Here is a 3,457-nt window from a genome sequence, read left to right on the forward strand (position 1 = left end):
TCTCGGTGGAGCTGACCTATCGCGACGGCAGCGTGTCGGAGATCAAGAGTTTCCGCGCCGCCAACCGCAGCAACAATTGACGGCGAGGGCGGAGTCGCCCGCCGCGCTCCCGCTACTCGCGGCGCTTCCTGATGAAGCGCTTGATGGAGTCGATCGCCTCGATCAAGGGCGGCGTCAGCGAAAACAGCGTTCCCATGGCGATCGAGATGATGACATGGCGAAGCAGAAACTTTTCCTGCTCCTCGAACGGATAGGCGTTCTCATCGATCCGCACCGGCGCAAGCGTACCCGTCTCCCGCGGGGCCGACTTCCGGGGTTTGCGCGGCGGGATCATGATCACGACGAAAAGCACGTTGATCAGGATCCAGACGCCGAGCAGTATGAGGATCGTCCGCACTGCAATTTCCTGAAAGAAATCGAAATTCGCTGCAACGCTAACGGGCATTCACAGCTGCGGCAAATTAAACCTGCTTGCTGCACCGCACAGAAAACTTAAGTCGTAAACGGGGATTCTGCCGTGGAACCAGATTCATCGCACCCACCGCAGGGGTCCTCCGTGAAAGTCCGGTGTTGCATCGTCGGCGGCGGGCCCGCCGGTATGATGATCGGCTATCTTCTGGGGCGCGCCGGCATCGACGTCGTGGTGCTGGAGAAGCAWGCGGATTTCTTCCGCGACTTTCGTGGTGATACCGTGCATCCCTCGACCCTCCAGGTCATGGATGAGCTCGGCCTGATCGACGGCTTCCTGAAGCTGCCGCATCAGCGCCTGCAGACGATGGACGGCTTGTTCGGCGGCACGCCGGTGCGGATCGCCGATCTCAGGCGCCTGCGCACCAAGTACCCCTTCATCGCGTTCATGCCGCAATGGGACTTCCTGAATTTCCTGCGCGAGGCCGGCCAGCGCTTCTCTTCACTCAAGGTGATGATGAATACGGAAGCCGTCGACCTGATCCGCCGCGGCGAGACGATCGCCGGTGTGCGTGCGAAGACGCCGGACGGCACCGTCGACATCGAAGCCGATCTCACCATCGCCTGCGACGGCCGACATTCGACGGTGCGCGAGCGCGCGGGGCTGGAGGTCGAGGAGATCGGCGCGCCGATGGACGTGCTGTGGTTCCGCGTCGGCCGCAACGCGGATGAGACGGAAAACGTGTTCGCGCGGGTCGAGCCCGGCAAGATGATGGTGACCTTCGATCGCGGCGACTACTGGCAGTGCGCCTATGTCATCGCCAAGGGACAATACGATGCGGTGAAGGCGAGGGGATTGCAGGCGCTGCTCGACGACGTCGTGCGCATGGCGCCGATCCTCAGGAGTGGCGTTGCCGACGTGAAGAGCTTTGACGACCTCAAGCTTCTCACCGTCGCGATCAACCGCCTGAAGCGCTGGACGCGACCGGGCCTGCTGTGCATCGGCGACGCCGCGCATGCGATGTCGCCGGTCGGCGGCGTCGGCGTCAATCTCGCCGTGCAGGATGCCGTCGCGGCCGCGAACCTGCTGGCGGACAAGATGCAACACGGTTGTCCATCCGAGGATGAACTCGATGCCGTGCGCCGACGCCGCGAGTTCCCGGTGAAGATGACGCAGGCGATGCAGGTGATCGTGCAGAACAACATCATCAGCGGCGCGTTGCAGCCGGACGACCGGCCGCTGAAGGTGCCGTTGATCGTGCGCCTCATCACCGCGCTGCCGTGGCTCCAGGGCATTCCGGCGCGCCTGCTTGCACTCGGGGTGCGGCCCGAGCACGTGCATTCGAAGGCCGCGCTGCCATCGTAGCGCGTCAGAATTCAGTAGGGATAACGCCGCGTTAAACTGCGCGCCGCGCGTGGCGTGGCTGCAACAGCATAAGCGGAATCAAGGACCCTTACGCGGGAAACCGGCGTCTTAACTTTCTTGATTCAAATTTGAGTAAGAACTGCGTGTGAGCGTGCACCCATCAAAGGACACGGGGTGTACCATGCGTAACAAATTGATTGCTGCCTTCGCCTGCACGACCGCTCTGGTCTCGACCGGCGCGGCGTCCGCCGCCGATCTCGGCGCGCGCTACACGAAGGCGCCCGCCTATGCGGAGCCCCTGTTCAACTGGACCGGTTTCTATGTCGGCGGCCACATCGGTGGCGCGTGGACCAACGAGCAGTTCATCAACAACGGGACCGGCGCGCCGTTCGGCGATCTCTCGCCGGGTGAAGGTTTCCGTCAGCGCAAGTCGGGCATCATGGGCGGCGCCCAGATCGGCTACAACTGGCAGGCCAACAACTACGTGTTCGGCATGGAGGGCACGATCTCCGGCCTCGACAACAAGGGCTCGTTCACGAACACCGTGTTCGGCGTCGGCCTCGACGATCAGTTCAGCTGGCGCGCCAACGTGCTTGCTACGGTCGTCGGCCGCGCCGGCTTCGCCGTGCAGAACAACCTGTTCTATATCAAGGGCGGCTATGCCGGCGTGAACAATCGTCTGTCGGTGGTCGACAACGTTGCGAACCCGTCGACGGGCTCGGGCGGTCAGACCCACTGGGCCAACGGCTGGACCGTCGGCGCCGGCTGGGAATACGGCATCACCCGCAACTGGATCGTCGGCCTCGAATACAACTACGCCGCCTTCGGCAGCCAGACCTATCAGCTCGGCGGCACTTCGGGCAATTACACGTTCGATGCCAAGCCGCGCGACATCCAGTGGGCCGTGGTGCGCGCCAGCTACAAGTTCGACGCGCCGGTCATCGCGCGCTACTGAGCAACCAACGACCAAGCACTACAAAAAAGATCACTGCCAAATTCAAAAGCCCCGGCACTCGTCCGGGGCTTCTTTTTTGGTGCGGGCAGCCTCAGGCCATTACCGAGAAACCGCCGTCGATGGGGATCGCGGTGCCGGTGACGAAGCCGGACGCGGGCGAGGAGAGAAACACCGCGATGCCGGCGAAATCGTCGATGTCGCCCCAACGCCCTGCGGGCGTGCGCGCCAGCACCCGCTCGTGCAATCCCGATACCTGCTGCCGCGCGCCGCGGGTGAGATCGGTATCGATCCAGCCGGGCAGGATGGCGTTGACCTGGATGTTGTCGGGCGCCCAGGCATTGGCGCAGGCGCGCGTGTACTGCACGATGCCGCCCTTGCTCGCCGCATAGGCCGTCGCGAAGCTCGCCCCGAAGATCGACATCATCGAGCCGATATTGATCACCTTGCCGTTGCCGGACACCTTGAGCGCGGGATAGGCCGCCTTCGAGCACAGGAAGGCGCTGGTGAGGTTGGTCGCGATGACCTTGTTCCACTCGTCGAGCTCGAGCTCGTGCGGCGGCTTGCGGATGCTCATGCCGGCGTTGTTGACGAGGATGTCGATGCGGCCGAGCTCCCTGACGACGCGCTCCACCATCGCGGTGACCGCCGCCTTGTCGGTCACGTCAGTGGTGACGGCGATCGCCTTGACGCCGCGCTGCTTGAGATCTGCGACGGCAGCGGCGGACTTG

General features: G+C 63.7%; 4 protein-coding genes. 2 read left to right on the forward strand and 2 right to left on the reverse strand.

From position 1 onward, the window contains the following. Positions 1-112 precede the first annotated feature (112 nt). Positions 113-397 (reverse strand): hypothetical protein, encoded by a 285-nt coding sequence (locus ACXJL8_RS36885; RefSeq protein ID WP_456621145.1) that lies wholly within the window; start codon positions 395-397, stop codon positions 113-115. Positions 398-517: 120 nt separating this feature from the next. Here ACXJL8_RS36885 and ACXJL8_RS36890 point away from each other — a divergent pair, with 120 nt between their 5' ends. Together ACXJL8_RS36890 and ACXJL8_RS36895 are read left to right on the forward strand one after the other, a co-directional pair. Further along, positions 518-1,774 (forward strand): FAD-dependent oxidoreductase, encoded by a 1,257-nt coding sequence (locus tag ACXJL8_RS36890; protein WP_456686604.1) that lies wholly within the window; start codon positions 518-520, stop codon positions 1,772-1,774. Positions 1,775-1,955: 181 nt separating this feature from the next. After that, positions 1,956-2,729: an outer membrane protein gene (locus tag ACXJL8_RS36895; RefSeq protein WP_456621143.1), complete on the forward strand. Its 774-nt coding sequence runs from the start codon at positions 1,956-1,958 to the stop codon at positions 2,727-2,729. 91 nt (positions 2,730-2,820) lie between these two features. Here the strand turns inward: ACXJL8_RS36895 and ACXJL8_RS36900 are convergent. Next, a partial coding sequence (locus ACXJL8_RS36900) for an SDR family NAD(P)-dependent oxidoreductase (protein WP_456686605.1) occupies positions 2,821-3,457 on the reverse strand: 637 nt, incomplete at its 5' end.

The organism is Bradyrhizobium sp. P5_C11_2 (assembly GCF_054049755.1).

Coding starts and splice junctions, on each gene's coding strand:
- ACXJL8_RS36895 (WP_456621143.1), top strand. CDS start 1,956: ATGCGTAACAAATTGATTGCTGCCTTCGCCTGCACGACCGCTCTGGTC.